The organism is Salinicola lusitanus (genome assembly GCF_003206045.1).
In the GTDB taxonomy this organism is placed as follows: Bacteria; Pseudomonadota; Gammaproteobacteria; order Pseudomonadales; family Halomonadaceae; genus Salinicola; species Salinicola lusitanus.
Window position 1 is genome coordinate 462,755 of sequence record NZ_PZJM01000004.1, and the last position, 24,983, is coordinate 487,737.

At 62.4% G+C, this 24,983-nt stretch carries 36 protein-coding genes; all 36 read left to right on the top strand.

What is annotated here, in order from left to right; all coding sequences use genetic code 11:
- Positions 1-560: 560 nt before the first annotated feature.
- The 36 genes from DOM45_RS20305 (at position 561) to DOM45_RS09580 (ending at position 24,981) form a co-directional block, all read left to right on the top strand.
- On the top strand, positions 561-1,223 hold the full coding sequence (locus tag DOM45_RS20305; protein ID WP_240612346.1) for a replication protein P: 663 nt from the start codon (positions 561-563) through the stop codon (positions 1,221-1,223).
- Positions 1,220-1,459, top strand: a complete 240-nt coding sequence (locus DOM45_RS09410) for a helix-turn-helix domain-containing protein (protein ID WP_110599791.1) — start codon at positions 1,220-1,222, stop codon at positions 1,457-1,459. Before DOM45_RS20305 ends, DOM45_RS09410 begins: the two co-directional genes overlap by 4 nt.
- The gene (locus tag DOM45_RS09415; RefSeq protein WP_110599793.1) at positions 1,456-1,920 is read left to right on the top strand and encodes a hypothetical protein; all 465 of its coding nucleotides are present in this window, start codon (positions 1,456-1,458) and stop codon (positions 1,918-1,920) included. The genes DOM45_RS09410 and DOM45_RS09415 overlap by 4 nt, the downstream gene beginning before the upstream one ends.
- A complete protein-coding gene (locus DOM45_RS09420; RefSeq protein ID WP_110599795.1) occupies positions 1,921-2,358 on the top strand; it encodes a DUF968 domain-containing protein in 438 nt (145 codons plus the stop codon).
- Complete coding sequence (locus tag DOM45_RS09425; RefSeq protein WP_205909426.1) at positions 2,355-2,822, top strand: RuvC family protein; 468 nt, start codon at positions 2,355-2,357, stop codon at positions 2,820-2,822. The genes DOM45_RS09420 and DOM45_RS09425 overlap by 4 nt, the downstream gene beginning before the upstream one ends.
- Before the next feature lie 190 nt (positions 2,823-3,012).
- Entirely contained in the window at positions 3,013-3,750 is a 738-nt protein-coding gene (locus DOM45_RS09435; RefSeq protein ID WP_110599799.1) for a hypothetical protein, read from the top strand.
- 234 nt (positions 3,751-3,984) lie between these two features.
- Positions 3,985-4,530, top strand: coding sequence for a glycoside hydrolase family 24 protein (locus DOM45_RS09440; RefSeq protein ID WP_110599801.1), 546 nt, complete (start codon positions 3,985-3,987; stop codon positions 4,528-4,530).
- On the top strand, positions 4,527-4,844 hold the full coding sequence (locus tag DOM45_RS09445; RefSeq protein ID WP_110599803.1) for a hypothetical protein: 318 nt from the start codon (positions 4,527-4,529) through the stop codon (positions 4,842-4,844). The genes DOM45_RS09440 and DOM45_RS09445 overlap by 4 nt, the downstream gene beginning before the upstream one ends.
- A 9-nt stretch (positions 4,845-4,853) precedes the next feature.
- The gene (locus DOM45_RS09450; protein WP_110599805.1) at positions 4,854-5,192 is read left to right on the top strand and encodes a hypothetical protein; all 339 of its coding nucleotides are present in this window, start codon (positions 4,854-4,856) and stop codon (positions 5,190-5,192) included.
- Positions 5,189-5,512: a hypothetical protein gene (locus DOM45_RS09455; protein WP_110599807.1), complete on the top strand. Its 324-nt coding sequence runs from the start codon at positions 5,189-5,191 to the stop codon at positions 5,510-5,512. The genes DOM45_RS09450 and DOM45_RS09455 overlap by 4 nt, the downstream gene beginning before the upstream one ends.
- Entirely contained in the window at positions 5,509-6,054 is a 546-nt protein-coding gene (locus DOM45_RS09460; protein ID WP_110599809.1) for a 3TM-type holin, read from the top strand. The genes DOM45_RS09455 and DOM45_RS09460 overlap by 4 nt, the downstream gene beginning before the upstream one ends.
- A gap of 796 nt (positions 6,055-6,850) precedes the next feature.
- On the top strand, positions 6,851-7,603 hold the full coding sequence (locus DOM45_RS09470; protein ID WP_110599813.1) for a terminase small subunit: 753 nt from the start codon (positions 6,851-6,853) through the stop codon (positions 7,601-7,603).
- Entirely contained in the window at positions 7,572-8,828 is a 1,257-nt protein-coding gene (locus DOM45_RS09475) for a PBSX family phage terminase large subunit (protein WP_110599815.1), read from the top strand. The genes DOM45_RS09470 and DOM45_RS09475 overlap by 32 nt, the downstream gene beginning before the upstream one ends.
- 72 nt (positions 8,829-8,900) lie before the next feature.
- Positions 8,901-10,244 (top strand): anti-CBASS protein Acb1 family protein, encoded by a 1,344-nt coding sequence (locus tag DOM45_RS09480; RefSeq protein WP_157958383.1) that lies wholly within the window; start codon positions 8,901-8,903, stop codon positions 10,242-10,244.
- Positions 10,177-11,112 carry a phage minor head protein gene (locus DOM45_RS09485; RefSeq protein ID WP_157958384.1) on the top strand — a complete coding sequence of 312 codons (936 nt, stop codon included), beginning with the start codon at positions 10,177-10,179 and terminating at the stop codon, positions 11,110-11,112. The genes DOM45_RS09480 and DOM45_RS09485 overlap by 68 nt, the downstream gene beginning before the upstream one ends.
- Positions 11,109-11,300, top strand: coding sequence for a hypothetical protein (locus DOM45_RS20015; RefSeq protein WP_157958385.1), 192 nt, complete (start codon positions 11,109-11,111; stop codon positions 11,298-11,300). Before DOM45_RS09485 ends, DOM45_RS20015 begins: the two co-directional genes overlap by 4 nt.
- Before the next feature lie 68 nt (positions 11,301-11,368).
- Positions 11,369-11,599, top strand: coding sequence for a hypothetical protein (locus tag DOM45_RS09490; RefSeq protein ID WP_157958386.1), 231 nt, complete (start codon positions 11,369-11,371; stop codon positions 11,597-11,599).
- A gap of 219 nt (positions 11,600-11,818) precedes the next feature.
- Positions 11,819-12,838, top strand: coding sequence for a DUF2213 domain-containing protein (locus DOM45_RS09495; protein ID WP_157958387.1), 1,020 nt, complete (start codon positions 11,819-11,821; stop codon positions 12,836-12,838).
- A 3-nt stretch (positions 12,839-12,841) separates the two neighbouring features.
- Positions 12,842-13,285: a hypothetical protein gene (locus DOM45_RS09500; RefSeq protein WP_110599825.1), complete on the top strand. Its 444-nt coding sequence runs from the start codon at positions 12,842-12,844 to the stop codon at positions 13,283-13,285.
- Between the two features lie 9 nt (positions 13,286-13,294).
- Positions 13,295-14,362, top strand: coding sequence for a major capsid protein (locus DOM45_RS09505; protein WP_110599827.1), 1,068 nt, complete (start codon positions 13,295-13,297; stop codon positions 14,360-14,362).
- Positions 14,363-14,413: 51 nt separating this feature from the next.
- A complete protein-coding gene (locus tag DOM45_RS09510) occupies positions 14,414-14,911 on the top strand; it encodes a hypothetical protein (RefSeq protein WP_110599829.1) in 498 nt (165 codons plus the stop codon).
- A gap of 3 nt (positions 14,912-14,914) precedes the next feature.
- Positions 14,915-15,307 (top strand): DUF7370 family protein, encoded by a 393-nt coding sequence (locus DOM45_RS09515; protein WP_110599831.1) that lies wholly within the window; start codon positions 14,915-14,917, stop codon positions 15,305-15,307.
- Complete coding sequence (locus DOM45_RS09520; RefSeq protein ID WP_110599833.1) at positions 15,304-15,651, top strand: hypothetical protein; 348 nt, start codon at positions 15,304-15,306, stop codon at positions 15,649-15,651. The genes DOM45_RS09515 and DOM45_RS09520 overlap by 4 nt, the downstream gene beginning before the upstream one ends.
- Positions 15,652-15,821: 170 nt before the next feature.
- Positions 15,822-16,334, top strand: a complete 513-nt coding sequence (locus tag DOM45_RS09525; protein WP_110599835.1) for a KilA-N domain-containing protein — start codon at positions 15,822-15,824, stop codon at positions 16,332-16,334.
- An 8-nt stretch (positions 16,335-16,342) separates the two neighbouring features.
- Entirely contained in the window at positions 16,343-16,705 is a 363-nt protein-coding gene (locus tag DOM45_RS09530; RefSeq protein WP_110599837.1) for a hypothetical protein, read from the top strand.
- Entirely contained in the window at positions 16,702-17,067 is a 366-nt protein-coding gene (locus tag DOM45_RS09535) for a phage tail termination protein (protein ID WP_110599839.1), read from the top strand. Before DOM45_RS09530 ends, DOM45_RS09535 begins: the two co-directional genes overlap by 4 nt.
- 13 nt (positions 17,068-17,080) lie before the next feature.
- Entirely contained in the window at positions 17,081-17,575 is a 495-nt protein-coding gene (locus DOM45_RS09540; RefSeq protein ID WP_110599841.1) for a phage tail tube protein, read from the top strand.
- On the top strand, positions 17,575-18,192 hold the full coding sequence (locus DOM45_RS09545) for a DUF6246 family protein (protein ID WP_110599843.1): 618 nt from the start codon (positions 17,575-17,577) through the stop codon (positions 18,190-18,192). The genes DOM45_RS09540 and DOM45_RS09545 overlap by 1 nt, the downstream gene beginning before the upstream one ends.
- A gap of 96 nt (positions 18,193-18,288) precedes the next feature.
- Positions 18,289-18,843, top strand: coding sequence for a Panacea domain-containing protein (locus tag DOM45_RS09550; protein WP_110599845.1), 555 nt, complete (start codon positions 18,289-18,291; stop codon positions 18,841-18,843).
- Complete coding sequence (locus DOM45_RS20020; RefSeq protein ID WP_157958388.1) at positions 18,840-19,244, top strand: hypothetical protein; 405 nt, start codon at positions 18,840-18,842, stop codon at positions 19,242-19,244. The genes DOM45_RS09550 and DOM45_RS20020 overlap by 4 nt, the downstream gene beginning before the upstream one ends.
- A gap of 117 nt (positions 19,245-19,361) precedes the next feature.
- Complete coding sequence (locus DOM45_RS09555) at positions 19,362-19,709, top strand: hypothetical protein (protein ID WP_110599847.1); 348 nt, start codon at positions 19,362-19,364, stop codon at positions 19,707-19,709.
- Positions 19,710-19,742: 33 nt separating this feature from the next.
- Positions 19,743-20,210, top strand: a complete 468-nt coding sequence (locus tag DOM45_RS09560) for a hypothetical protein (protein ID WP_110599849.1) — start codon at positions 19,743-19,745, stop codon at positions 20,208-20,210.
- Positions 20,211-20,223: 13 nt separating this feature from the next.
- Positions 20,224-20,577: a hypothetical protein gene (locus DOM45_RS09565; protein ID WP_110599851.1), complete on the top strand. Its 354-nt coding sequence runs from the start codon at positions 20,224-20,226 to the stop codon at positions 20,575-20,577.
- A 65-nt stretch (positions 20,578-20,642) separates the two neighbouring features.
- Positions 20,643-23,792, top strand: coding sequence for a tape measure protein (locus DOM45_RS09570; protein WP_110599853.1), 3,150 nt, complete (start codon positions 20,643-20,645; stop codon positions 23,790-23,792).
- Positions 23,793-23,794: 2 nt separating this feature from the next.
- Complete coding sequence (locus tag DOM45_RS09575; RefSeq protein ID WP_110599855.1) at positions 23,795-24,385, top strand: hypothetical protein; 591 nt, start codon at positions 23,795-23,797, stop codon at positions 24,383-24,385.
- Entirely contained in the window at positions 24,385-24,981 is a 597-nt protein-coding gene (locus DOM45_RS09580) for a hypothetical protein (protein ID WP_110599857.1), read from the top strand. The genes DOM45_RS09575 and DOM45_RS09580 overlap by 1 nt, the downstream gene beginning before the upstream one ends.
- The last annotated feature ends 2 nt before the right edge of the window (positions 24,982-24,983 follow it).

Below are 24,983 nucleotides of genomic sequence, written 5' to 3' on the forward strand. Positions count from 1 at the left end.
GTGGAACTTTGAAGCCCAAAAAGGCCGGGTGTCCCCAAAACGGAATCAAGAGCCAACTTGGGGACGCCGACCCCAAAATGGGGACGAAAAACGTCCCCAAGTTGGGGACACAAATACAGACAGTACAGACAACTTAGAATCTAAAGATTCTAAGAAATCGTCGAAAAAGTCATCCCCGAAAAAATGGGGCGAAGAGGTCGACCACGAACTGGCCGAGCTGATGTTCGCCCGCACTACCGAAGACCTGACCAACCCCAAGCGTCCGAACATGAACGTCTGGGCCAACGATATTCGCCTGCTGCGCACGAAAGACCAGCGCACCGTCGAGCAGATTCGCTACCTGATCAATTGGGTCGCTGACGATAGCTTCTGGAGCTCGAACGTCATGTGCCCGGCCAAGCTGCGCGAAAAATGGGACGCGCTCGAGAAGAAGGTTCGCGCCTACAAGGAGGCTCGCAATGCAAACCGCCAAGGATTTGACCAGCAGCGCAACGAGCGGGATCGCATCGCGCAGCGACTCGCAGACCCGAACGACTCAGGGTGGATCGACGGCCTCTTCGATGAAGAAGAGCCAGTTGGAGGCGCTGGTGAACCGGATCTTCACCCGGCTCGAGGCGATCTTCCCCAGGACATGGCGGACGGCGTTCAGCACGGAAAACATGCTGACTTTGGCGAAGCGCGAGGTTGCTACATCGATGGCGAAGTGGTCGGTACTTCCGACCAATCAGGCCGCGGACATGGCGGTCGAGCGCATCAAGGCCCAGGGCGGCGAGTGGCCCCCGAGCGTGGCGAGCCTCGTCAAGAGCCTGCAGCCGAGACCGGAGGATTTTGGAATGCCTGAGTCCGACGTCGCGTTCATCGAAGCGATCCAGCATGCCCAGCAGCCGGGGCAGCATGAATGGTCACATCCGGCCGTCCGCGTTGCTGGTGCCGCTGCTGGCTGGTTCGACTTGGCCAACGCCACGGGAGAGCGCGCCATCAACGTCATCCGGTCTCGCTTCAGCAAGGAATACCTGGCGATCGTCAACCGCGTGATGGCCGGCGGTGAGGTTGAGCCGCGCACGCTGATTGCACATGACGGGCAACTGACACCGGCGGAGCTGGCCGAGCGCAATGGGCGAGAGCAGATGGCTGCCGAAGCGGCAAAGGAGTTCGGCCGCAGCATGACCGCCGAACAAGGCGTCTCCGCGCTGCGCAACCTACTGGGGAGGAAGAGCGCATGACCATCCTGACATTCCCACAGCACAACCGCGTCGACCTGATGCAGCTAACCCTGGGTGTGCTCGGCAACGGCCCGTCCAGCGCGGAAGACATCAGCGAGATCCTCGCGAAGAAGGGTTACCACGGTTTCAGTGCCGAGGGCGTCGAACAGGCCGTCGATGGTCTGCGCCGGAACGGCTACCCGATCGAGAGCGATGGCCAAGTCTACTGGCTGGGTGACGGAGGTGCGGCGGCATGAGCAAGCAGCACGTCTACACCATCGCAACTATCCGCGATCTGCACGGCGCCATGGCGATGATCACGAACATGGCCGGGCGTGGGCTTGAGGGCGGCACGATTGAGATCGCCATCCGTCGCCCCGGCAAGTCGCGAATCCAAGAGGCCAAGTACCACGCCATGATCGCCGACATTCATCGCCAGTGCTTCCGGGGCTATTCGGTCGATGGCGTCAAAGCCGTGCTGGTCAATCAGTTCGCGCTAGAGCTTGAGGAGCAAGGCACCCCGCTGGCGAACCCTGGGCAAAAGGTGTGGGACTGGAAGAGCCAGGAGGCCGTCTACGTTCGCCCCACCACGACCAAGTTCCGCAAGGCCGAGGCGGCAGCATTCATGGAGTTCCTTTACGCCACCGGTGCGGAGCTCGGGGTGGCCTGGAGCGAGCCAGCGCTCAAGGCCTACAGCGAATTCAAGGAGGCGGCGTAGATGCGCAGATCCGAATTGAAACGGAAAACGCCGCTCGCCACCCGTAAGCCGATGCACCGACAGTCGCCGCGCCGCCGCGAGGCCAGCCCAAAGCCGTGTAAGCCAGACACGCGGTTCCGGTCGCCAGCATACCTGCGCTGGGTGCGATCTATGCCCTGCTGCGTCTGCCTGTGCGACGCCACCGACGCCCACCACGTGATAGGCCTCGGCTGGGGGCTTTCCGGAATGGGCATGAAGGCGCCAGACAGCTATTGCATTCCATGCTGCAGGGAGTGCCACGGCGACATCCATCGCGACCCCGAGCTGCAGCGCCACCAGCCGGATTGGCTGCTGCAGATCATCGACTATGGCCTGCGCGAGTTCCCGCTGGGCGATATTCACACCGCGCTGATCGAAGCGAGGACGTTCGTTTTGAGCAAACGCGAGGGTTCGCAATGATCTTAGGAATAGACCCAGGCCAGAAAGGCGGCGTGGCCAGCATCTCGCCAAGCGGCGATGCGTTCGGGCAGCCGATGCCGCTGGCTGGCAAGGAGATCGACGGCCATGCCGTGGCCACGCTCCTGCGTGCCCAATGGCCATCGCTGGTGATTATCGAGAAGGTCCACTCGATGCCGGCCCAGGGCGTGGCGAGCACCTTCAAATTCGGCATGGGATATGGGCTGGTGATTGGCATCTGTGACGCGCTGGGTCTGCCCTACCGCCTCGTAACGCCGCAGGCGTGGAAGAAGGCGGTCCTGTCCGGTACCGCCAAGGACAAAAGCGCGGCAATCAATTTCGTCCGCCGGGCCTATCCGGGCCTCGAACTATCGCCTGGGCGCCTGCGCGCCCCGCACGACGGCATTGCCGATGCCGTATGCCTGGCGGAGTACGGGCGACGACTGCTTGCCCAGGGTGCGACATGACCTACGGCGTCCGCCCGCCTGGCATGCCGGCCGCGGAGTGGACGCTGGAATGCCAAGCCCGAATGGTCGTGCGCGAGATGCGCGCTGAGCGGGACCGAACAAGACGTGAAGCCGTCTTCAACCGATGGCAAAAGCTGCCCGGCGTGACGCGCGAGCGGGTGCAAAGGATCTGGAAAGACAGGAGCGAGCAATGACGAAGATGATCGACAGCAATCCGCGCGTGGCTTGGGCCCAGGCACTCGAAACCGGCGTCAGGACGCAGGCGATGGTCAGTATGCTCGAGGCGCAGACAGGCGCGCACACGCGCAAGAGCGGCCGGCGCCACACGTATTCTGACATCGCATTGAATGACCGAGGCGAAAATGTCGTGCTGAATTACACCCGGGACCAGGTGTCAGCGGCCGAGACAACCAGCCGCCGCGGTGGCGCAGGTGCTGCCTACGGCGAAGATTCCTTCCCGGTATGGCAGGCGATCCGCGCACTCGAGGAACGCAGTCCGGCGCTGGCTGCAGTCGGGCATTGGCTGTCGCTCAACGATACGGGTGCGGCTAACCAGCATCTCGACGACGTTGCCGACACCGTGCTGGTGCGCTTTCAGATCGCGATCGGCATGGAAGCATGGGCGGGGTATCGCCGCGCGCGTCGCGAGCGCATCGAGGCACTGATCAAGGCCAGAATGATGCAGGACCGCGACAACGTAGACGGCACCAGACCGCCGCTACAGCCACGGGCCATCTGTCAGTCCATCTACGGGCTGTGGGGTGTTCGCATCGTCTCAGACAACTGGCACCGCGACGGCTGGGAGCAGACATGGGAATTGCTCGGCGACGTGATTTCACGGCTCGAATCGGAAGCGATGGACCCCATCATGACAGCAACGCGCGATGCCAATCGAGCAATGCGCAATTTTCTTGCGTCGGCCGCTTGACGAAATGAAGGGCAAAATGTAGCCTTCTCGCTAAGCTGTTCGAGCTACGCGCTTAGCAGCTCCCAAACTTCAAAGGTCGCCCTCGGGCGGCCTTTTTGCGTTCGGCCCGTCAGAACACATTTCGGCTATCCCATTTCGCCTACCGCTGACCGGGCCAACCTATTCGAGCGTCCTGATCCCATCGTTCGATCCTTGCCGCCTCCCCTTCGGCGGCCTTTTATTCTGGAGCACCGCATGCCTCGCATCACCGCAGACAGAGCCGGTGGCGTGAACGTGTGCGCCATGCTCGACACCCTGGCCTTTTCGGAGATCGGCCCCGAGATGCTCGCCGATAGCGACGACGGCTACGACGTCCTGGTCGGCTCCCTCCCAGGCGACGTCAACCGCTTCACCGACTACCACCAGCATCCACTGCCGCCCTCACACGCCATCGAATATCGCCCTGGTATTTGGTCCACGGCAGCCGGCCGCTATCAGATCCTCTCGCGATATTGGCCGCACTACCGCGATCAGTTGGGCCTGCAGGACTTTGGCCCGATCAGCCAGGACCTATATGCGATCCAGCAGTTGCGCGAGCAGCGCGCCCTGCCGCTGATTCAGGCCGGCCGATTCATCGACGCCGTAGCGGCTATCCGCAACATCTGGGCCTCGCTCCCCGGCGCCGGCTACGGCCAGCACGAGCACGAGATCGACGCCCTCGCACGTGCCTACGAAGTCGCGGGCGGCAGATTCTCAGGCAAGAGCCGGGATTGGTACAACGAGGTGGAGAAGCGCCTATGACCACCGAGCTCACACTCGCCACGCTTCAGATCGCCCTGTCCGCTATAGCCGCCGTGCTGTACGGCAGGCAGTTCAAGCGACATGGGCCGGTACCGCTCAGCCGTGAAAGGCTGAAGGAGTGGCTGCGCAGCATCACCTGGTTGTCGATCGCCGCCGTTTCTTGCGGCATGGCCGCCTGGCGAGTCGCCGCGCTGAATCTCGACATACCGCTGGAGTACAGGGCGGCCGGCGGAACGGTCGCCCAGATGCTTTACCAGATCATCGTTCTGATCGCTTACGGCGTACTCAAGGACCCGCGCGACACCGAAAAATAGGGGTCGCCCATGTCCGATCTACTCGCCCAGTTGTGGGCGCTGACGACGATGCCGTTTTCCGATCCGCGCATCGCTGCCGCGGTGCCGGCGTTCATCATCTCGTGGCTCATCGGCAACCGTAACACCGCCCTGGTCTGCGCGATCATCGCTTTCTGCACGATCAAGCTTGTCATCTGGGCGTCTGGCATTCCGCTCGACGGCCAATACCAGATCCCTGTCGAGGGCGCGGCCGGCATCGGTGCCGGCATGGCGTTGATGGGCGTCCACGGTATGCAGGCTCGCGTCCGGCAGGTCGACGTCCCAACGGTCATCAAGGCCATCATCAAAGCGATCAAGGGGAAGCCATGAAGCGCTTGTTTCGAAGCTACCCCGTGCCTATCTGGGTGGTCGCCGTGCTGGTCGCGATCGCTGGGGCGGGATGGGCCGGATGGTCGAGCGAATTAAACAACGCCGATCGGATGGCGAAGATCGCAACGGGATCCATGGCGGCCGTGGCCATCTCGATGCAGGGGCGCCAGTACGAAGCGGCAAAGGCTGGACAGCTCGAGGCGAAGGTCGATGAAGCCAACGGCCGTCTCGGCCCCATGCAGCGAAAGATCAACGACCTGCAGGAGGACTATGACCGCCTGCGGACGAACTGGACGAGTGAGTTGGGGGTAGAGCCATGAACTGGGAAGCGATCGGGAATGCCGTCGCCGGAGCTGCACCCACCCTTGGCTCTATGCTCGCCGGCAAGGGTGGCGAGATCGCCGGCAAGTTCGTCGCCGCTGCCCTGGGCGTCAGCTCAACGCCGGAAGCGGTAAATCAGGCGCTGCAGAGCGATCCCGAATCGCTGGCCAAGGTCCGAGCGGCCGAGTTGAGCCTGGAGCAGGCCCGCGTCGAAGCCGAGACCCGTCGGCAGGAGACGGTCAACGAGACGATGCGCGACGAGCTGCAGGCAGACGGATGGTTCAAGAGCGGCTGGCGCCCCGCTGTCGGATGGGTAATGGCACTGTCGTTCGGCGGCCTAGCCTTCTCTCTCTGCGCCGCGATCCTGCGAGATCCCAGCCAGTTGCCCTCGCTCATGGATGCCGTCATCACCCTGGTGGTGGCGATGGGTACGGTAGTGGGCGTGAACATCAACGCCCGCTCGAACGACAAGCACGTTGCTATCACTGGTCAACGTAAGACATCGCTGATGCGCGAGATCGTCACTAAGGCCAATCCGTGACAGATGGAGCGAAGCTAGGAGATAAATTTTACGGGAGCAGGCCCCTTAGCCAGCTCGGCATAGCCCTAGCTTGCTGCCAAATATCTACACATCGAAGACGGAGCGCCTGCCAGATATTCATTCGCTTTGTCTGAGTCAGCCTTCTCGCTGCTCGCGCCTTCTCAATGTATCGGAAGCAGTAGCTCACATATGCGATGACCAGAACACTGGAAATCAGCACTGCTAAAGCAGAACCGAGTTTGTCCAGTAGGCTCAAGGAGTCAAGGTCACCATATATCCACCGTACTCCAGGGCCTATCAGTAGGAACCAACTCAACGTAGCCAGTACGTAGATGATAATAAGTAATGCCTCCGTCCCCTCGAGTTTCCAGCGTGGCCGTTTATGCCGTATGAAACCGGGATCTTCTCCTACCTTGACCTCCTTGTGGGCCAACACCAACTGTTCGATCGCCTCAGGGTCAGGGTGATCACGCAGCGCAGCCCATACCAAACGCCCTTCTACGGTTTGGCCGGAATAGAGATAGAAGAGGTGCCTCAACTGCTTGTTAGGCGCTTCGTCTAGCGCAGCCCGATCCTGGTGGAGCTGCCAGAAATCGAAGATCCTCAATCTAAGGTTCGTTTTGTTGGTGCTCTGAGTCAGCCGGTGGCTCCGGAGGTGCGTGAAAAACGTCACCGCTGCACCTGTAAGTGGCAGAGTTGAGACAAGTCCTTTGACAATGTCTTCGCCCATGTAGCCCCCTTTTTTGAAATTGAAATCGCTCCCTCTCACACGAGAGCCTCTGGAAAGGAAACGAATATGAAGACTGCCCGCGAGGCTGTCGAGCTGACAGCCCGGCAGTCCTGTTTCGTCGATGAGTACCTCGTTGACATGAATGCCACCCAGGCCGCTATCCGCGCAGGGTTCGCCAAATCGACGGCAGACAAGAAAGCGCCGCTCTGGGTAGGGAAAAGTAGGGATTCCTGCCCGGAGGGCATGAGGCACGTGTGGGACGCTGTGAATGCCGCGCTCAAGGAACGCTCGGCGCGCACCAGGATCACCGCCGACATGGTGCTGGACCGCTGGTGGAGTATCGCCACTGCCGATCCTGGCTCCCTGACCCAGCTTCGCCGCGGCTGCTGCCGCTACTGCCATGGCGATGACCATCTCTTCCAGTGGAAGGACGAGGCAGAGTTCAGCCGAGCGATGGACAACGCCGACGAGGGAAAGGAGCCCAGCGACGAGGGTGGCTACGGCTTTCGCCCGTTCCACACGCCCCACCCTTCCTGCCCGGAGTGCGGCGGCGAGGGCCTGCCTCGCGTCTATGCCGAGGACACCCGCAACCTAGGGCCTGAGGCGAAGATGCTGTTCGCCGGCGTGAAGCAGACCAAGGAAGGCCTCGAGGTCAAGATGCAGGACCAGGCCAAGGCACTGGAGAACGTCGCGCGGCATCTCGGCATGTTCACCGATCGCGTCGATCACGTTTCGAGCGACGGCAGCATGACCCCGAAACCCACGATAATCGAGCTGGTGGCGCCTCATGACGACAGCGAGGATCCAGCTACCACCTAAGCTCATCCCGGTATTCAGCGGAACGGCTCGCTACCGAGGCGCCTACGGCGGCCGAGGCTCGGCCAAGACTCGCTCGTTTGCGCTGATGACAGCCGTCAGAGCCTACATGTTCGCCGAGGCTGGTCAGTCGGGCGTCGTGTTGTGCGGCCGCGAGTACATGAACTCGCTCGAAGACTCGAGCATGGAGGAGGTCAAGCAAGCGATCCGCTCGGTGGACTGGCTGGACGCTTACTTCGACATCGGCGAGAAGTACATCCGCACCCGCAATCGGCGGGTCTGGTACACCTTCGCCGGCATGCGCCACAACCTAGACAGCATCAAGTCCAAGGCACGCATCCTGATCGCCTGGGTGGATGAAGCCGAGACGGTCAGCGAGATCGCCTGGCAGAAGCTGCTGCCCACGGTGCGCGAGCAGAATTCCGAGGTGTGGGTCACATGGAACCCGGAACTCGACGGCAGCCCCACCGATACTCGGTTTCGGAAGAACGCGCCGGCCAACGCCAAGATCGTCGAGCTGAACTACACGGATAACCCGTGGTTCCCGGCTGTTCTCGATGAAGAGCGCCTCAACGACCGCGAAGCGCTCGACGACCAAACCTACGCGTGGATCTGGGACGGCGCCTACCGCGAGAACAGCGAGGCGCAGATCCTGTCCGGCAAGTACCGCGTCGCGGAGTTCGAGCCTGGGCGCGGTTGGGATGGCCCCTACTTCGGTATCGACTGGGGCTTCTCCCAAGACCCGACCGCTGGCATCAAGTGCTGGGTCTATGACCGACGGCTCTGGATCGAATACGAGGCCGGCAAGGTGGCGCTCGAGAACGACGACATCGCCAAGTTCATGATCGCTCGGCTGCCTGGCGTTGAGCGGCACAAGGTCCGCGCCGACTCAGCCCGCCCCGAAACGATCAGCCACGTGAAGTCGAACGGCAACGGCCAGCGCGACAACCTGCCCAGTATCGAGGGCGTGACGAAGTGGCCCGGCAGTGTCGAGGATGGCATCGCGCACCTGCGCAGCTACGCCGAGATCATCATTCACCCGCGCTGCCCCGCAACGCTCAAGGAAGCGCGGCTCTACAGCTACAAGGTGGATCGCCTGAGCCGCGACGTGCTGACCGACATCGTCGATAAGCACAACCACTACATCGACGCTACACGGTACGCCCTGGCGCCGCTGATCAAGCACAAGTCGGGTGGGCTCGTACTCTCCCGGCACCAACGACGATAGAGGTCCCCTATGGGCTTTGTGCCATACCAAAATATGCGCCGGGGCCCCCTATTCGGCGGCGCCTTGCCGACGATGAGCAACGACGCCAAGCGCGCTACGGCGTGGGCAGACTACGGCTACCCCGAGGTCCTGGAGTTCGACAACTTCTACTCGATATTCAAGCGCAACGGCATCGCCCGGGCGGGCGTCATGCGCCACGTCGAGAAGACATGGGAGACGAATCCCTGGATCGTCGAGGGCATGGAGGGCGACAAGCCGCACAAGGAGACAAAGCGCGAGCGTGAAATCGCCCGCGTACTCAAGCAGCTATCGTTCTGGAACCGGATGCAGGCGGCCGACTGGCGCGGCCGCGTCGGCCGCTACTCGGCGCTGTATCTCGTGTTCGATGACGGCGTTCAACCGAGCAAGCCAGTCACGCGACCGGTCATGCTGCTCAAGATGCAGCCGTTGTTTGAAGCGCAACTCGAGCCGCTGGAATTCGAACAGGACCCGGCGTCGCCGGAGTACGGCAACCCGATCAGCTACCAGTTCAATCCCCAGGCGGTTCATGCCGGCTGCGACGAACGCCAGAGCCTCACCATCCACGCCGACCGCGTGCACATCATCGCCGAGGGCGCGGACGACGACACGATCTACGGCATCCCGGCGAACGAAGCCGGCTTCAATGACCTGCTGACCATCGAAAAGATCGTCGGCGCCGGCGGCGAGGGTTTTTGGAAAACGGCGCGAGGGGCTCTTTCCTTGCACTCCACAGGGAGCGAGGGAGTCGATGTCCAGAGTCTGGCGCAGATGTATGGCGTAGATGTTGATCATGTGGCCGACAAGCTAAATGAGACTGCAGCCGACTATGCGGCCGGGCTGGACAAGATGCTGATGACCGGCAACCTAGAGGCAAAGGTTATGGCCTACCAGCTTCCACAACCTGAGCAGTTCGTCGCCGTGGCCATGCAGTCCTACGCCGCCGGCGTCTCGTGCCCAATGCCGGTGCTGCTGGGCCAGCAGATCAGCCAGCGCTCCAGCGACGAGAACAGCCGCGAATGGGCGCAGACGAACATGACTCGGCGCCGCCGGTTCGCGATCCCCGCTGTCGAGAAGCTCGTCTCGAAACTCATGCGGTTCGGCGCCCTGCCGTCGTTCGAGTTCTACATCGGATGGGACGACCTGACCGACGCGACGTTCGAAGAGAAGCTCGGCAACGCGAAGACGATGAGCGAGGTCAACAAGGCGGCCCTGGGCACAGGCGAGCCGCCGGCGTTCACTGTCGAAGAGATCCGCGACGTGGCCGGATACGAAGGATCGCCGGACACCGACGACCTGGACGACGACGATGTGCCGGAGGGAAACGACGATGGCGAGGCAGCCGGCGCTACCGCGCAATCAAGCGAGCCCGACTCAGACGGGGCGGCAGCGGCGTAGAGCGTTCAAGCAGATCCAGACGGCGCTCGCCGGAATCCAGCGCGGCGTGCTGCAGCGGTTCGAGCAGATCGGCTATCGCGAGGTGGCGGCCAATGCCCAGGGCGACGACCGTACCTACGAGTACCTGCTCGACCAGTTCGTGCTCGATGACGTGAACGCCTACATCGCCGAGCTGATCAACGAGTGGATCATACGAGCTATCAACGGCGAGCCGATCGTCGTTGGCCAGGCCGAGTTGGCCTACCAGCAGAGCACCGCGGCTTCCGTGGTCAGCCTGGCAGCCCAGACAGAGGCATTCCGGCGGACGGTCGAAGAGACGCTCATCTCGGCGCCCTACCGCACGCGAATCGCCCTGCTGCGCGCCCGCATCTTCGAGGAGATGCGAGGCTTCAGTGATCAGCTACGCACTGAGCTTGCCCGAACTCTGGCCGACGGCATGGCCCGGGGCCAGTCGCCTCGGGTGATCGCTAGGACGATCAAGGCTCGCATCGGCGTGCGGGCTCTGGATGACGGCAGCACCACCGGCGCGCGGGCCAGAGCTGAGCGCATCGCCCGCACCGAGATCAACGTCGCCCACCGTCGGGCTATCTGGGAGGAAGACGCCCAGACCAACGCAGAAGGCATCCGCACGCGCCTGCTCTGGGTATCGGCGCTATCGGCCACCACCCGCCCTACTCACGCCAGCCGACACGGTCACACCTACACGCGGGCAGAGGTCCAGGAGTTCTACGCCCGGGACGGCAACGCCATCAACTGCAAGTGCACCCAGGTGGCGATCCTGGTCGACGAGAAAGGCAAGCCGCTATCCGACGCGCTGCCCGGCAAGCTACAGTTGCAGGGTCGCCAATTCTTCAAGGCCGCCGCGTGACCGAGCAGACCCACATGATCGTCCTGGTGCAGAGCCAGTTCGAGTACCGTCGCATCGCCGAGTATCGGCTGATGGCGGATGAGTGTGGGCGGCTGCAGAATCGTCCGGTGCCAGAGCTTGAGCCCGGCGAAGTGTTGTCGGTTGTGCCCGGGCAGGCGATGTATCGGATCGTGAAACACAACTCTTGATCCGGTGGCCGCGACAGCAGATATTTTCTGATGTACACAATAAATAAGGGGCTGAAATGCGACTAAGAGTGAAGGACCTGATTGCAGAGCTGAAGAAGTCTGATCCCGACGACATGATCATGATTAAGAGTGAGGACGGCTCGGGGTTCGACTTTGTGACCGGGGTAAATCAATTCAAAGCGGTAGCATTGGAAAACGGCATGAGCGAAGGGGGTAGAATCTTACCCGAATCCGATTACTCAGAAAGCACTCATGGCGGTATTGAGGCCCGTTTGGTCGGCCTTACTTTCACCCGATAAAGCCGCTAAGTTCTCAAGCAAGCCCAGCCCCGAGCTGGGCTTTTTCGTTCCTGGCCCTGCCCTAACCGGCGGGGCTTTCTCGTTTCTGGAGGACGCATGAGCACGACCAAACATGCCCACATCGTGACGCGTGTGAATGCGTCTCAGATCAAGAAAGAAACCATCAACGGCGAGGACCACTACCGGATCCCGTCGGCCACCCTGCCCGATGACTGCGTGATGAATGGCGGCCTCTACAGCGCCGCCGAGATCGAGGCCAGCTACAAGGGCCTCGAGGGTACGCCGGCGCCGCTCGGTCACCCCAAGGTCGGCAATCAGTTTGTGCCCGCCCGCTCACCTCACGCCATCAACAAGCACTGGATCGGTGCCTGGAACGAGAACGTCCGGCGCGAAGGCGGCCGCGTGCTGCTCGACAAGGTGGTGAACATCCGCGTCGCCAACCAAACCGCCGAGGGTCGGGAGCTGATCCAGGCCATCGAGAAGCAGCAGCCCATCCACACCAGCACCGGCCTCGAGCTTGAGATCAAGGTGGCGAACGGTGAGAGCAAGGGCAAGCGCTACACCTGGTCGGCTCACAACATGCAGTTCGATCACGACGCGATCCTGATCGGCGAGCCCGGGGCGGCAACGCCGGCGGAAGGGGTTGGCATGTTCGTCAACGCCGCCGGAGACGAGGCCGAGGTGCTGCAGGCAAACGTCGAGTTCAGCGACGACGCCGAATACGAGATCACCGCCGCAGCCGAGCACATCATCCGCATCGCTGATCGCGCCGAGCAGCGCGAGCAGAACAAGGGCCGCGTCGAGCGCTTCGTCGAGGCCATCAAGAGCGCCATCGGGGGCGCGCAATCGCAAAGCTCCCAGACCACCACCACCGCAAATGCGAATGCCCCGGAGGGCGATATGTCACTGACGAAAGAACAGCTCGAGGCAGCACTGGCGCCGATCACCCAGGCCCTGAACACCCAGGGCGAGCAGATCAAGACGCTGGCCACCAACCAGCAGGCCGACAGCGAAGCCCTCAAGGCCCTGAAGGCAAACGCCGATGCGGCTGCCAAGGCCGAGAGTGCCAAGCTCGACGAGAAGCTGAAGGCCAACGGCTGGACCGACGAAGAGCTGTCCGGCATGACTGCCAACGCGAAGCAGAAGGTCGTGAACAGCCTGCAGCCGCGCAACGGCTTCCACCTCAACAGCGCTTTCGCCGGCAGTGAAGGCGAAGACACCAACACCCTGCCGGAGTAATCCATGAGCAACTACACCCAATACGGCAAGAACGTCATCTTCTGCGCGCCGGCGCAGATGCTTGACCAGCCGCTGCGCAAGGAGTCGCCGGTTGCTGCCGAGACCCTGCCCGGCACCGTCGTTCACCTGGACGCCAACGGCAAGTTCGCAGCCGGCCCCGGAAACGTCAGCTATGTGCTGGATCGCGATCACCTCGGCCAGGCGCCGGTGGACGTGGCCTATACGGCGGACGATCTGGCGACCGCGTTCTACTGTGGTCCCGGCCTGATCCTGAACGTGCTGGCCGATGGCAGCCAGGACATCGTCGAGGATGCGCCGCTCTTCGCGACCTCCGGCGGCACGCTGACGGCCACCGACCCGGAGGACGGCTCGACCTCAATCGGTAACGCCGCCGAAACCATCACCACCGGTACCAGCTCCGAGCTGGTCGCGGTCAAGTTCATCTAAGGGGTCACGATGACTACCTACGTTTTCGACAAGAAGAGCGTGGCAGCAAATCGGAGCCTGCGGGGGCAGTACGAATACCTCCAGGCCCACCGCGCGCTGCACGCGAACACCGAGCGCGGCTTCGCCGGCATCCCGATGCCCGGGATGGTCGGCAACGCCGCGGCACCCGTGCCCTACCCGGTCTATGCCGAGATGGATGCGCAGACCAAGGCGATCATGCTGGATCCGAACGTCGAGGTACTGCTCAACGACCTGATGCCGCTGGCACGGCCGCTGAACATCGGCAAGATGATCCACCAGTACCGCCAGGCCGGTTCCGGCGGCGCGGCCACTTCCAGCATGTCCGGACTCGAGCCGATTCCGAACGATCAGACCTCGTACAAGTACGATGGCGCGATCGTTCCGGTTCACCAGTCCGGCTACTACCGCGAATGGCGGGAGCTGGCTGGCCAGCAGTCCGAGGGCTGGAACGATCTGCTCGACGACCAGGCCGGTTCTACCCGAACCGTGCGCGAGCGCATGGCTGGCTCATGCCTGGACGGCGTGGTAGATGCCAACGGCAATCCGCTCGAGTTCAAGGGCGTGAAGTCCTACGGCATTCGCAACAGCGCCAACACGGCCAAGGCCACGATCGGTATCGATCTGACCAGCACCGCCACCGCGCCGGACGCTGTGCGCAACGAGTTCATTCGCCTGCGCGACATCGTCCGCCGCGACAATCGCGTCGTCGCCGACCTGACGGTCTACGCCTCGCCGGAGATCTCCGCGACGATGGATCGCTACTACGTGCTCGAAGGCAACATCACGGCCACGCGTACGCTTCGCCAGGAGCTCGAAAGCCTCGCCGGTATCGGAGCGATCAAAGAGCTGTCCGGGCTCGAGGGCAACGAGCTGATCATGGGCGCCCTGTCTCAGGAGTACATCGCGCCTCTGCTGGGCCAGGGTGTGTCGAACCTCGCTCTGCCGCGCCAGACGCCGTTCGCTCGCCACCAGTTCATCGTGTGGTCTGCGATGGGCCTGGAGATCCGCGCGGACGTCAACGGCCGCACAGCCTGGCTCTACGCCGCGTCCGAGTGATCCACGGGGAGCTTCGGCTCCCCTTCTTCTTTCTGATGACAGGAACCCGCTATGAAACTGCGAGTGACGAGACCGAACCTGTATGACACCCAGGGGCGCCGCAAGAGCGTTGGCGACATCATCACTGTCGAGGGCAAGACCATTCCGCGCGTCTACGCCGGTAAGGTCGAAGTGGTCAATGAGACCGGTCTCACTACCGACAAGGATGCCGGCAGCGATCTGACAGCCCTGCAGACCGAGAACGCCGAACTCCGTGAGGAGAACACCGATCTGAAGGCGCGCAACGAGGCGCTGGAGACCGAGAACGCCGAACTCAAGGCCAGCGTGACCGCCACGGTCGATAGTCGCCCCGACGACGCCGAGCCTGGCGCCCAGGCCGAGGCGAAGAAGCAGCCAGCCCAGGACACCAGCGCCGAGGCTGACGCGAAGCGCAGGGCCTGGCTGACCGACGAGATCGAGAAGCTGACCGGCGAGCGCCCGGGCCCGAACAGCAAGCTCGACACGCTGGAAGCGAAGTTCGAGAAAGCCAAGCTCTCCGAGAAGGACTGACCCATGGCCGCCACGATCACCACCGATGACGTCAGGGGTTACGGCATCACTGGCGCCGACGCGATGCTCCGCGACTTCATTGCGGTGGTCGATGGCGCCGATGTCTGCCTCGACAAGAACCGGGTGCCCGAGACAACCCAGCGGATCCTCAAGATCAACGCTGTCGGGCACCTTGCCACCCTTGCCGCCGGCGGACAGATTCGAAGCCAGTCGGCACCTTCTGGCGCGTCGCGTTCATTCGCCACGCCCAGTGGCGCGGGCATCGACTCCACCAACTGGGGCTCTGCGTTGCGCTCGCTAGACACGGCTGGATGCGTTACCCGTCTATTGCAGTCCGACAAGGCGCGGCCATTCATTGCCGTGGCCGGACCTGGGCGGCGCCGGGGGTGCGCATGAGCGCAACGGCGCGCTGGACCTACACGAATCGGGCCACCCTCTGGCTACAGACCGGCGAGCGCGATCCGTACACGCGCGAACCGATCTACGACGGCCCGCATGTCATCGCCTGCACGTTCGAGAACATGGGCGAAACGCAGACTGACGACAACGGCCAGCAGTTCGTGCCGCGCGACACCGTGTGGCATGAGAACCCCATGAAGATCAAAGCCGGCGACCGGATTGTGATTGGCGCCGCGATCGAGGATGAGGCGCCGCCGGCCACCGCCAAAACGATCAAAAAGGTCGGCGGCTGGGACATGTCTTTCTTCGGCGAGGATCCGGACTTCGTGCTCTTCACCTGATCCATACCTTCAACAAGCTGCACCCGACGCCCCGGCACATGCTGGGGCGTTTTCGTATGCGCCTCGCACGGCGCGAATCCAGAGTCCTCAGCAGGATGGGTCCGGTGAGCGCGGTTAGCTCTGGGGCCGCTGTCTCTGTGCGACGGGCTCATCCTACTGAGGTATCCGCAATGAGCAACATCATCCCCTTTCCCTACCAAGGTCAGGCGGTCTGCTTCACCCATGACGGCTGGATCAACGCAACCGACATCGCTAAGCGATTCGGCAAGAGGCCGGTGGACTGGCTGCGCCTTCCTGACACTGCCGACTATCTCGAAGCGCTGGCCGAGGCCATCGGGGAAAGCAAAGTGGGAAAATCTCACTTTGGCCTGGTGCGCACCAGCCGCGGCGGCCGAGCGCCTGGCACGTGGTTGCACCCGAGACTGGCTGTCCAGTTCGCTCGCTGGCTAGACGCACGATTCGCTGTCTGGTGCGACATGCAGATCGAGGCGCTGATCCATGGAGAGCCCGATGCCTGGCGTCACCTGCAGGTCGCCCAGGAGCGACTCGAAGAGCAGAACGAGAGAGGCAGCACCGCCGGCCGGGAGCTCGCCCGCCACCGGTGGAAAAAGCCGCCGCTCGAAGCTGAGGTGCAGCACTGGCGCGATCAGCTCCAAATGGTCCTATCGATCGACGCAGCGTGAGGTGATCTATGCCGATCCGAGGCGGCCGGGACGTCCGGCGCAACTTCTCTCGCACCGTCGGCCGCATCGCCGGCCCGCTGACCGAGCGGGTCGTCACCGAGATCCTGATCATCGGCGAAGGCTATGCGGTCAACCTGACGCCGGTCGATACGTCCAACCTGATCAACAGCCGCTATCGCCAGGTCATCAGCACGACCACCGGCACAAAGGGAATGGTCGCCTACACCGCCGCCTACGCCGCGGCGGTTCACGACGGCGGATCGAAGAACTGGCAGAAGGCCGCTGCAGAGGATGAGTTCCTGAAAAAGGGATTCGAGCGTGACGGCCGCGCCGATATCGAGGCCCACATCAAGCGGAGCTATCGCCGATGAACGCACTGCGCGTGCTCCACGAACATCTCGCCGCGGGCGAGCAACTGACCGGCCTGGCGCCGGTTTTTTTTCGCCTGTACCCGGAGAACACCGAGGCCGGCGCCGCCGACTCGATCCTGTTCCGTCCGGACGGCGGCGCTGCTCCTGACGAGCTGATGCAGCAGCCTGGCGTCACGATGGCGCTCTGCACCGACCGCCCCGATACCGGTTACGAGCGGGCCGTGGCCATCCGCGACTACCTGCTGGCCAACCACACCGCCGCCGGCGTGTGCAATTTCCAGATCCTGGCCGACGTTGTCGGCCCCTCCACGCTCGAATCCGGGCGATCACTCTACGAACTCAACGTCCGCGTTTGGACCTGAAGGAGCCGACACCATGGCACTGCAACCGATTCAGAAATACATGGGCCGCGAAGCGCTGGTCGAGATCGCACTGACCGACCCCGAAGCCAGCACCAATCCGGGCGAGTGGCTCACGCTGGGCGCGATGCGTGGCAAGGAATGGGGTGCCGAGTGGCAGACCACTGACGCCACGACCGACGACAGCCCGAATATGACCCAGGAGAACCTGGTCACCTACAAGCAATCCGACATCAGCTTCGACGGCTTGGCCACCAAGGACACCACGAAGAACGTCGACGCGCTCGAGGACTTCGTGAACGACCCTGCCGGCAACGGTAGCGCCACCGGCTACCCGACCATCTGGCTGCGCATCAGCGTGCCGCGCGGCGATAGCCAGCTGCGTACCTACACCGGCACCGCTCTGCTGACCAGCTTCCGCAATAACGCGCCGCACGACGACGTGGCTAGCTGGACGATGGAAGGCAACAGCTTTGCCTACACCATCGCCACCGAGAGCGCGGGCGCGTAATGGCCAACGTCCACTCGGGCGAGATCGGCATTACCTGGGGCGAGCGGAGCTATCTGTTCCGCCCTTCCCTCGCCGCCATCGGCTCGCTCGGCGACCCTGCCGCCCTGGGCCGACTTCTGGCACGCGTGCAGCGCGAGGGCATGGACGGCTATGTCTGCGCCATGGCCGTCCTGTCGGCATGCTACGTGGGGCAACCCGCCGATCTCGACCGCCTCATCGGCTACTACCGTGAGCACCGGGGCCGGCTGCGCTACGTCTTGGGCAGCATGCCACCGGCAGAGATCCACATTCTGGGCGTGCGGCTGGCCGTCAGCGGCATCGTCGGCGAGCCGCGGCGCAGGGCGAAGGCCAACGGGAAGGCCTCGGCTGAGTTCTCGCCGGCGGAGTTCGTCGGCGCCGCCCAGGCGCATCTCGGCGTCTCGGCTCCCGAGGCCTGGGCCATGACCATGATCGAGTTCCAGCGCGCGATGGATGCCAAGTACCCGCCCAAGGAAGACGAGCACGAGCCGTTGACTGCAGATGAAGCCGAGGCGCTCTATTCGAAGGTGACCAGCATCCGATCACGGGTAAAAGCGGCCACCTCCAGGCCTTCCCAGGCAACCCTTGCGCCAATCTAGCTCCACAAGCAGTCCTTGATGAAAGGCCACCTTACGATTAACATTCGTATCGCTCATAAATGAGCGATAGGCCAGCTAGGCCGAAGGAGGTCAATCATGTTTAGCGAAGAAAAATCAGCCCAGGTAGCGGCATACCTGCTGCAGAAGCGCGGCGGGCAAATGTCGTATTTGAAACTCATCAAGCTGATGTACCTTGCTGATCGTGAATCGATGGCCGAATTCGGTTACCCGATCAGCGATGATTCGTGGTTCTCCATGAAACATGGACCGGTTCTTTCAAATGTCCTCGACCTCATTCAGGGCGCTAGTCGCACGGGCGAGTGGGAGCGCTGGGTAACTGGGGCGCCCTCTTTTGAGGTTGCTCTGGCCAACCATGATGTCACTCGAGATGACTACGACGAGCTCAGTGAGGCCGACATCGACGTTCTCGACCGTGTTTGGGAAGAGCATGGAGCGAAGACTCGTTGGCAGCTTGTGGAATATACGCACGACTCGTGCGAAGAGTGGCATGACCCGTTCGGCTCGGCGCGCCCCATCAGTCCGCAGGACATGCTTAAAGCTCTTGGCTGGACCCCAGAGTCTGCCGAGGCGCAGACGCGAGAAATCTTTCGCCAGCGTCACATCCATTCAGTAATGGCTGAGATGCGATGACCAATTACAGGCCCCTGAGAAGAGGAACGTTAGTCTTTTTATCGGGGCCTGTGCCGCACCTTCATATTGTCATCAACGATCCTGTTGTTAATCCGATTACTAAGCTCCCATCCGTTGTGCTGGTCAACATATCTTCGATTCGTGATGGCGTTCGTTACGACGAAGCATGTGTTCTGACTCCCGATAACTGCGCGCACTCATTCGTGAATCGACCTAGTTATGTGCTCTATGCCAGGTCATACGTCAAAGCCGTTGATGACATCATTCAAAGGGTAGAGATCGGCGAATTTGAGACTCGTGATCCTCTTCCTGAGGATGCTTTCGAAATGGTTGTGCAAGGTTTTAGGGTATCTCGCAGCGTGCCTCCAAAAGTGCAGCGTTTTCTAAAGCACTGTTTCTGAAAGATCGATCTGTTCGATGGTCTATCGTCCACCACCAGACCTACCAACGCGCAGCTATAGCCGATACCCTGCTGTGACAGCCGCCTCAGAGCGGCGTCTACTATGTGAGGGATCAGTATGAAGAAGTGGATAGCAGTCGGCGTGATCTCCCTGTTGGGTACGACAGCTGCACAGGCAGCACCTACCCCATACCAGTTTGGCTTTGCTCTTCAGGCGGCCGCTCAGTGTGACAGCTTGCAACTGAGAATAGATACCGAGGGAAAGGTGAACGCCGCCCGGGAAACCCCCATTCGCAAAAGTGATGGCTTTCGTGAAGGGCTATTCTACGTAGCCGATCATGACTCGGCATCCACGTGCAGGGAGGCCTGGGAGAAATATGGCTGCAGCGGCAGCGAGGTTCCCGGTCTGATCCAAGAAAGCCCTTTCGACGCGTCTAACCCGAAGCTGTGCGAATATCGAGGTTGAGCTGCAAGCCACGCAACGTGTTAGGGAGTGGCGATGTTCTGGAATCTGTTTAAGCGATGGTCTTCGAGATCAGTTGCAAATGGTGAACCTGCCTCCGAAGGTTACACCATCACGTTTGAAGAGATACGACGCGCCCAGGGCATGAATCCTGAGGTGAACGGCATCTCGAACTACCACTACGCTCAGACTCACAAGCATGACCTCGAGACGATGCTGGCATGCTGCCAATCAGAAGAAAACGTGTATTGGGCTCAGTCAGGATCCAAGCTTTCTCCAGCGCCCTTCTACTTTGAGCGAGCAGCCATTCTTTGCAAAAAGGCGAAGGACTACTCTGGGGAGGTGGCAATCTGCGAGCGGTGGATTGCCATGGAGGAAGACTTCATGAACTACGCCAGAACGGCGCCGCACCCAACGATCGATATATCTGCTGGCCCCAGGGCATCGAAGATCAGGCACCGGCTCACAAAGGCTATCCAAAACAGAGATAGAGGAAATGGCTAGTGGAGATATAGGCATGACGGAATCACAGCGCTGGATCGACCGTGAAGCCGTGCGCGCGCTGGCCGAGAGAAACTCTGCCGAGCTTGCAGCGGGAGCCGAGAGAGGCGATGACCTTGAGGTTATCTCCCGGCGCCATCAGGACGAGATTTACTCGACTCACCTGACCGGCATGTCGGTAAGCGAGCAGACCGATTTCCTCACCATTTACGCCGATGAGCTCAACGCCATTACCACTCGGACTAATGCCGAGACAGAGAGGGTCTTGAGCGAGCAGGCAAAGACGGAAAGAGCCGGCCAGGCTCTGGGCAAGGTTATCGCCTTCTTCGTCATCGCCGGCTTTGTGTGGTTGATGCTGCAAAAACTCTGACGCCCCACCCTTAACCACTCAGAACCCCGCCTCGGCGGGGTTTTTTTATTGCCTGGAGAAAATGAATGGACGGATCGGTCGGCACCATCTGGTATGAAGTGGATGGGCGCACCGAGGGGCTGCTGCGCGCCCAGCGCGACGTTGACAGCTCCTCCAAGCGAATCGAGCGCTCCCTGGGACGGGGCGATAAGGCCAGCCGCCGCTTGGGTGCCAGCTTCGATGCCACCGCTACCTCCGGCTTTCGCCTTAAAGGCATCGTCAGCGCTATCACGGCCGCTCTCTCGGTGCGCCAGATCATCAGCTATGCCGACGCCTGGACGCGCACGCAGAACCAACTGCGCCAGGTGACCAGTGGCACGCGCGAGCTGACTGCCGTCAACCGCGAACTGCTGGCCGTGGCCAATCGCTCGGCGATCAACATCGAGGATACCGCCGAGCTCTACACCAAGGTGGCGCGGGCCACTCGCGGGCTCGGCTATGAGCAGGAAAACCTGACTCGCTTCGTCGATCTGACGTCTAAGAGCTTGCGCGCCAATGGTGCCAGCGCCCAGGGCGCCTCAGCGCTGATCCTGCAACTCTCGCAATCGTTCAACGCCGGCATCCTGCAGGGGCAGGAGTTCAACACGATCATGGATCAGGCGCCGCTGTTGCTGGATGCGCTGCGCGTCTCGACCGGCAAGAGCACCATCGAACTGAAGAAGCTGGGCGCCGAGGGCAAGCTCTCGACCAACCAACTGATCAAAGCGGTTCTCTCCTACTCGAAGACCATCGACAAAGAGGCGGGCCAGGCCACCAACTCGTTCTCCGACAGCCTGACCATCGCACGCAACAACATGATCAGCTTCATGGGCTCGTCGGAGAGCGCCCAGGGCGTGATCGGCAATCTGGGGCAGAGTGTTGTCACCCTCTCCAATCACGTTGATGGGCTGGCGGCATCGGCGGTAGCGATCGCTGGCGTGATCGCCGGGCGCTACGCTAATGCCCTGGGTGCCGGGGCCATTGCCCATCTAGCACTCGCCGGCGCCGCGGTGCGTCAGGCTGCTGCTGACCGTGATTCAGCGCAGGCCTCGCTCCAGGCGACTCGAGCACATCATCAAAAGGCTATTGCTGCCAGTAACGCCGCTCGCTCAACCATTGCGGAGATCGAAGCAGATCGCGCTTACTACGCCGCCGCGCTAGCCAGTGCTAAGACCACCGGGCAGAAAGTGGCTATCAGGCGGCAATTGGTCGAGGTCAATAACGCATTGACCGCTGCGGAAGGACGGCTCGCGGCAGCCAATAGCACGACGGCAGCATCCGGGGCGGCCGTCGCATCTCAGCAGGCCAAAACCAACGCCGTCATGAAATCTACCGGTGTCGTCGCCAAGGGAGCGGCGGTGGCGGTTGGTGGTCTGCGAACCGCCCTTGCACTGCTGGGCGGCCCGGTGGGCATTCTGATCGCCGTTGGCTCGGCCCTGGTGCTGTTCCGCGACGATATTGAGAAGCTGCACGCCCCCACTCAGCGCGCCAAGACTGCTGTCGAGGGTCTCACCGAAGCTTTCGACAAGAACAGCCGCGCTGCTCTGCAGAACGGCCTGAGCCAGATGCAGACCAAGATGATCGGCCTGCAGCAGGCGGCTCGCGACGCTCGTGACGAGATCGATAGCATCAACGACCGGTACAACGTGCCGGGGCCTCTACGCAATTCGAGCTCTGCCGATGATGCTGCTGGGAAGGCAAGGAAGTCCCAGTTTCAGAAGCTGCGGGGCATCAACGAAGAAACCGAGATCACTCAGCGTGCCATCGATCAGCTCCAGGAGAGCCTGAAGGCCCTGGGGGAGGATGACGACTCGGGCGGTGGCGGGGTTGGCACGGGCGGTGACGGCGGCGCAGCCGACAAGAGCTTCCAGCGGATCAAGCAGCAACTCGAAAGTGAGCGCGAGACTATCGAGCGCGAGTACGCCGAGCGCAACAAGATCATCCAGGAGCACACCTCAAAGGGCAGCGCGCAGCAGCAAAGCCTGCTGAAGCGCAGCGGTGACCTGCGCGCCCGGGAGATGCAGTCGCTGAACGACCGTCTCGCCGGCATCAACGCCACCGGCATCCAGCAGATCAACCAGCAGTACGACGAACAGCATCGCGAGATCCTGGACATCACCGAAGCCGGCAGCGACGAGCAGATGCAGGCGCTGATCAAGAACCAGTCTGCGCGCCAGAAGGCCCTGAAGGAGTACCACGACCAGGAGTTGGGAGATCTGCGCAGCGCCACCTCGCGGGTCGAGGCCGAGTACGCCAAGCGGCGCCAGAAAGTCATCGACAACACGCGCATGGGTGGCCAGGAGCAGCGCGACATGCTGCTGAAGGTCGAGCAGCAGAAACAGGTCGACATGCTGAATGCCCAGGCTCAGGAGTTGGCCTCGGTCCAGAACCACCAGCAGGCGATGAAAGACGCCGAGCTGGCGTATCAGACCGCCCGCATCCAGCAGCTCACCGGATTCACCCAGCAGGTCTCGGCGAAGCTGGCCGAGTTCCAGCAGAACGCAGCCCAGCCGATGAAGTTCCTGGGCGACTCGCTAGCCGAGTCGTTCGTCAACCTGGATGACACTGTCAGCTCGACCTTCGTCAACGCCATGAGCCGCGGCGAGGGGTTGAACGACATCCTTGCCGAGATCGGGCGAACAGTAGTGGCCAGCCTGCTGCAGTCGTTTATCAAATTGGGCGTGCAGATGGCCATCAATGCAGCGATGGGTAGCGCCTACCAGTCCGCGGCGGCAGCTACGGCCGCTGCCACCGGGGCGACCATCGCCGCCTCCTACGCGCCGGCGGCGGCGATGGTCTCTCTGGCCACCATGGGCAGCAACGCCATACCGGCTGCGGCCGCCCTCTCGTCGACGACCGCCCTCGCCTCCGGCCTTGCTGTCGCCGGCGGCCGGCAGTATGGCGGCGGCGTGAACGCAGGAAGCATGTACCGGGTCACCGAAGACGGTAAGCCGGAGATGTACAGCGACGGCACACGCTCCTATCTGCTGCCCGGGCGCAACGGCACCGTGACGTCCAACCGCGACATGCAGTCAGGTGGCGGCGGCGTTCCGGGCGTCACCGTGCAGCTCTACGGCCAGGGTGCAGAAAACGCCCGCGTCAGTCAGTCGGAAGGGCCGAACCGCGAGCAGATCATCCAGATCATGCTCGAGGACGCCTACGAGAACGGGCCCGTTCGCCGGGCCTACGGAGTCTAAGCATGGCAACAATCGACTGGCCCGCCGAGTTGGCCCCGCAGTCCAGCGAGTTCGGCGTGGCCTACAACGACATGGCGTTCACCAGCATCTTCTCGAACGCTCAGCAGATCGTCAGCTTCCCGGGCGATTACTGGCAGCTTTCGATGACACTGCCGCCGCTGGGCCGCGACAAGGAGCGGCTTCTGGCCGCTACGTTGGGTCGGCTGCGCGGGCGTACCGGGTGGTTCCGCTTCCGCGACCGCCGCTACCGGCACACGCTCGGCGATGTCGGCAATCCGATCGTGGACGGAGCCAATCAGACGGGCATTAGGCTTCAGACGCGCCTCTGGAAGGCGTCCAGCCTGGTGCTGCGCGCCGGCGACTACATCACCGTCGCCGACCAGATGTTCCAGATGCCAGAGGACGTGGAGAGCGATGCCAACGGCAACGCCCTGCTACCGCTCAACATGTGGATCCGGGAAGCGCCGGCCAGCGCCGCGCCGATTGAATATGCCTCGCCGTACTGTGTCATGCGGCTGGCGAGCAGCGGCAACCCAATCCGCCGCCAGGTCGGCCAAGCCGGCATCACCCTGCAAGCCCGCGAGGCATTCTGATGGACGCGTTCCCCTACTCCGAATCCATGATCGAGATGATGGCCAGGCCGCAGGTGCGCCTCCTCTACGCCGCCGAGCTCGAGTTCAAGGACGGCCCGGCGCGGGCGCACACCGGCACCGGGCTGCTGGTCATCAACGGCCAGACGTATACCGGCATCGGGACGCTGGGCAAAGTCGGAGAGGTGGCAGACCAGGGCGGCTCGTCAACTGCAGGCAGTGTGACCCTCACCCTCTCCGGCTGGGACAACGATGTCGCCAAGGACACGCTCCAGGACCGATGCAGGGACCGTCCCGGGCGTCTCTACTTGGTTGCCCTAGGCGAAGACGGCGAGCTGGTCGCCGACGTGCTGTTCGACGGCCTGATGGACGCCGCCGACCTGTCCTACGGCGGCAACGCCGACGAGAACGCCATCAGCGTGAAGCTGACCGACCAGATGGTGCTCTGGCAACGCAAAGGCACCGAGGTCTGGTCCGACAACAGCCATCGCGCGCGGCACGGCGGCGACCGGCTGCTTTATGCCGTCGCCCAGCTCGCCAACTGGGCCATCTACTGGGGCGCCAAGAAGGATTCGCCCGGTTTCAGCTATCCGAGGTAGCG